General features: G+C 80.3%; 3 protein-coding genes and 1 pseudogene. 3 read left to right on the top strand and 1 reads right to left on the bottom strand.

The features are described from left to right. Positions 1-154 precede the first annotated feature (154 nt). The 3 genes and pseudogenes from HOY81_RS26910 to HOY81_RS26900 form a co-directional block, all read left to right on the top strand. Positions 155-1,210, top strand: a pseudogene (locus HOY81_RS26910) (AAA family ATPase); the annotation flags it as partial. A 119-nt stretch (positions 1,211-1,329) separates the two neighbouring features. Continuing rightward, the gene (locus HOY81_RS26905; RefSeq protein ID WP_237323322.1) at positions 1,330-1,953 is read left to right on the top strand and encodes a TOMM precursor leader peptide-binding protein; all 624 of its coding nucleotides are present in this window, start codon (positions 1,330-1,332) and stop codon (positions 1,951-1,953) included. Positions 1,954-2,035: 82 nt separating this feature from the next. After that, positions 2,036-2,311 carry a hypothetical protein gene (locus HOY81_RS26900; RefSeq protein WP_237323321.1) on the top strand — a complete coding sequence of 92 codons (276 nt, stop codon included), beginning with the start codon at positions 2,036-2,038 and terminating at the stop codon, positions 2,309-2,311. Between the two features lie 350 nt (positions 2,312-2,661). Here the strand turns inward: HOY81_RS26900 and HOY81_RS26895 are convergent. Then, positions 2,662-3,291 (bottom strand): methyltransferase (locus HOY81_RS26895; protein ID WP_237323320.1); only part of this gene is annotated, 630 nt, incomplete at its 5' end.

Raw genomic sequence — 3,291 nt, 5'->3', positions numbered from 1 at the left:
CCTGCCGGGCGCCGCCGCACAGGGCGGCGCGGGATGCTGCGCGCCGCCGGGCCCCGAGGCCCCGCCGTCCCGGCCGGACGCGCCCGGTTCCGGGCACGCCGGTTCCGCACGCGCCGGCGCCCCTACGCCCGTGGCGGGCCCCGCGCTTCCCACGGTGCCCGACGTGCCCTGCTTCACCGGGCGCGTCGCCGATGTCGCCGCCCTGACCGACCGCCTCGCCGGGAGCGCCGGGGAGCCGGTCACTCTGCTCGTCTCCGGCGCCCCCGGCGTCGGCAAGACGGCCCTCGCCCGCCACGTCGCGCACCGGGTACGGGACCGCTTTCCCGGCGGCCGGCTGCTGGTGCGCATGGTCCGCCCGGACGGCACCCCGCGTCCCGCGGCCGAGGTCACCGCCGAGGTGACGGCCGCGCTGGGCGTCACGCCGGGCGACGGCGAGCGCGGCTCCGGCCCGTCCCCCGGGGGCCGGGGCCGCGCCCTGCTGGTGCTGGACGACGTGTGCGGCGCCGACCAGGTACGCCCGTTGCTGCCGGCCGGCGGCGACCGCCCGTACGCCGCCGTCCTGGTCACCAGCCGTCGCGGGCTCGCCGGGCTGGTCGCCACGCACGGCGGCTGGGTGCACCGGCTGGGCGCGTTCACCCCCGCGGAGTCCCGGGCGCTCCTCGACGCCGTGCTCGGCACCGCACGCGTCGCCGCCGAACCGGCCGCCGCCCGGCGGCTCGCCGAGGTCTGCGGGCACCACCCGCTCGCCCTGCGCATCACCACCGCCTGGCTGCTCACCCGCCCCGGCCTGCGGCTCGGCGACGCCGCGGAGTGGCTCGCCGAGGACCCGTTCGCCCGGCTGGCACTCGCCGACGACCCCCGGCTCTCCGTCGCGCGGGTCCTGCGCACCGCGGTGGACCGGCTCGACCCGCCCGCCGCGCGGGCCTTCGGGCGGCTCGGCACCCTCCCCGCGGGCGGCTTCCGCACCGCGGAGGCCGAGGCGGTGCTCGGCCCCCCGCCCGGCTGCGCCGGGCCCGTCCTCGAACGGCTGGCCGACGCCGGGCTGCTGGAGGACGGCCCGCCCGGCCCGTACCGCATGCACGCGCTGCTCCGCGCGTACGCCCGCTCCCTCGCCCCGCCCGCCCCGCACGGCCCCGCCCGCGGACACGCCCCGGGGCGCGGCGGACGCGGCGGCGCACGGACCGGAGCCCGGCCGAAACAGAAGGTATGAGACATGTCCGCCGCCCCCCGACGAGACGCACCCGCCGCCCCGGCGAGGGCGCGTACCGCGGCGGGACGGGCGAACGGGACCGCGGCGACCGCCCCGGCCCGGGAGGACGGCGATCCCGTATGACCCCCACGCCCGCCCCCTCCGGGGGCCACACGGTCCCCGGCGCGCCCACGCCTCCGCTGGAGGCCGCACGCATGCGGCTCCAGCGGGAACTCGCCCCGCGCTTCGCCCAGTTCCCCGCCTTCGCCGGGCGGGGGCACGACGCGGAGCCGCTGGTCGTGCCGCTGGGGTCCGGGCTCGCCCCCGGGGACGGGGCGGCCGGCGGCGGGGGAGGCCCCGGGAACGCGGGGGCCGCCGATCCGTACGCCGCGGTACGGCCGTTCGCCACCGTGCACCTCACCGTCGACGCGGTGCTCGTCGGCCCGTGGGGCACGGGCGGCGGGGAGCACGGCGGCTGCGGGCTGTGTCTCGGGCTCCGCTGGAGCCGGGAAAGCCGCGGGCCCGGGGGGCCCTGCGGCGGCACGCGCTCCGGCGGCGGGCGCACGCCGGAGCTGACGCCGTTCGTGGTCGAGACCGTCCGCGGGGTCTGGCGCACCGTCTTCGGCGGCGGCACCGGACCCGGGGGCGCCGGGCCGGCCCACGTCACCCGCATCGACCTGCACACCCTGGTCACCAGCCGCTTCCCGCTGCCCCGCGAACCGGGGTGCCCGCACTGCGGGCCGCGAGAGGGAGGACGGGGGTGACGACCGTACCGCCGAGGGGGAGCGCGGCGCCGGTGCGCGCCGCGTCGCATGTTCTGGACGTTCCGGAGGGGGAAGCGTTCCGATGAGCAGTCTGACCGAGACCGACAGGGCGACGAGTCACGCGTACGTCGACGTCGCCGCCGTACGCCGCTCACCCAGCGCGCCGTGCGCCGAGACGACCGTGATCCGGCTGCTGGGGCTGTTGCCGTCGCACTGGAGCTGCGTGCCCGAGGTGCAGCCCGGGCGGGTGCGGCTGCGGGTCCTGCTGGCCGGGACGGGCGGCGTCACCGCCGTCCGCCGCGCGGTGTCCGCGGTGCTGGACGACCCGGCCCTGCGCGGCTGGCATCCCGAGGAGTAGCCCTTCCGGGGTTCCGCGACACCGGGGTGCCGCGCCGTGCCGCCCGCGGGTCTGCCCGGGCCCCCTGCCGCCGCAGCGGTGGCCCGCCACGACGGTGTGGGTCCGGCGGTATCCGCGACCGCGGGTGTGGGCGCCCGCGGGGGCCCCGGCAACCTGCCGCCGCAGCGATGGCCCGCCACGACGGTGTGGGTCCGGCGGAATCCGGGACCACCGGTGGTGTGCCACGCGGGGAGGGGCGGACCCGGCAACCTGGGTCCGGCGGAATCCGCGACCACGGGTGTGCCCCGGGGGCCCGGGAAACGCGCTGCCCGCCGCAGCGGCGGCACCACCCGCGGTGGTGCGGGGCGTGGTCAGGGGGTGTCCGGACGGCGCCCGGTGAGCACCGTGGCGCCGTACTCCTCGGAGTGCACGACCGACCCCTCCAGCCCGGCCGCGCGCACCACCCGCAGTGCCTCCGCCCCCTGCCGGTCGCTGGTCTCGACGAGCAGCCGCCCGCCCGGCGCGAGCCACGCGCGCCCCTCGGCCGCCACCCGCCGCAGCAGGTCCAGCCCGTCGGCGCCGCCGTCGAGCGCGGTGCGGGGTTCGTGTTCCCGGGCCTCCGGGGGCAGCAGCGCGATCTCCCCGGTGGGTACGTACGGCACGTTCGCGGCCAGCACGTCCACCCGTCCGCGCAGCGTCCGTGGCAGGGGTGCGAAGAGGTCCCCCTGGTACACGTGTCCGCCCGGGCCGCCGGGCGCCGTGAGGTTGCGGCGGGCGCACCGCACCGCGGCGGGGTCGGCGTCGGAGGCGTGCAGGTCCACTGCGCCGCCGAGCGCGGCGGCCAGCGCCGCGCCCACCGCGCCCGTGCCGCAGCACAGGTCCAGCACCACCACCGGCCCGCTCCCGAACCCGGGCGGCTCCCCGGAGCCCGGCGAACCCCCGGCAACCCCGGAGCCCGGCGAACCCCCGGCACCCCCGGAGCCCGGCGAACCCCCGGCACC

Origin of the sequence: Streptomyces sp. JJ36, assembly GCF_021696945.1 — a bacterium.
Taxonomy (GTDB): Bacteria; Actinomycetota; Actinomycetes; order Streptomycetales; family Streptomycetaceae; genus Streptomyces.
Note: the sequence above shows the minus strand (reverse complement) of the source record. Positions and strands in the feature narration are given on the sequence as shown.

Bases quoted from the DNA above. Each gene is read 5' to 3' on its own strand.
- HOY81_RS26905 (WP_237323322.1), top strand. From the start codon at position 1,330: ATGACCCCCACGCCCGCCCCCTCCGGGGGCCACACGGTCCCCGGCGCG.
- HOY81_RS26900 (WP_237323321.1), top strand. From the start codon at position 2,036: ATGAGCAGTCTGACCGAGACCGACAGGGCGACGAGTCACGCGTACGTC.